The sequence below is a fragment of the Pseudoruminococcus sp. genome (assembly GCF_047012705.1).
Taxonomy (GTDB): Bacteria; Bacillota; Clostridia; order Oscillospirales; family Acutalibacteraceae; genus Pseudoruminococcus.
Window position 1 is genome coordinate 8,707 of sequence record NZ_JBKXNW010000006.1, and the last position, 859, is coordinate 9,565.

The 859-nt window shown below is 38.6% G+C and carries 1 pseudogene; it reads right to left on the reverse strand.

The window, feature by feature from the left end:
* Positions 1 to 859 (reverse strand): annotated as a pseudogene (locus tag ACLU24_RS06945) (hypothetical protein); the annotation flags it as partial.

Genomic DNA, 859 nt, shown 5'->3' on the forward strand with positions numbered 1-859 from the left:
TCAACAACAGCTTGTTCGACCGGCTCTGCCGTTTCCTCAACGACAGCTTGTTCGACCGGCTCTGCCTTTTTCTCAACAACAGCTTGTTCGACCGGCTCTGCCGTTTCCTCAACGACAGCTTGTTCGATCGGCTCTGCCTTTTCCTCAACAACAGCTTGTTCGACTGGCTTTGCCTTTTCTTCAACGACAGCTTGTTCGACCGGCTCAGATTTCTTTTCAATATGCTTTTTAGTCGGCATATCAATTATTTGAATGAAAGGACTATCAAACTCAAAATCATCATTTTGAACCTCATTCTGAGCAGGCTTTGATACTGGCTTTTCAACCTTAGTCTCAGCCATTATTTGCTTTGCCACTGATTCAAAATTAATATCATTTTCATCAGATTTATTTTCTAATTCAACTGGCTTTGCAGATTCTTCTGTCTTAGTTTCTGCTTCAACTGGCTTTATAATTTTTGATTTTTGAGGTCTGCGTGGCTCTCTTAAAACATCACCCGCAACTTGTTCTGAAAGAACAGAAAAATCAAGTTGATCTGAAAGCGGTGAATCTGAAACATCTTCGTTTAATTCATCGTCGTCAAGTGCAATATCTATCGAAATTCTGCTTCGTTTTTCTTCTGCAAGAATTTCATCGAAAGTCAATTCATCATCTGTTTTCTTTTTGTATACCTTAGTATCTGATTTAATTTCGGCTGTTATAGGCTTTTCATCAGATTCTGTTTTAGTTTCCGCTACAACAGGCTTTTCATCAGCTTCTGTTTCAATTTCTGCTACAACAGACTTTTCATCAGATTCTGTTTTAGTTTCTGCTACAACAGGCTTTTGATCAGCTTTCGTTTTAGTTTCTGCTATAATAG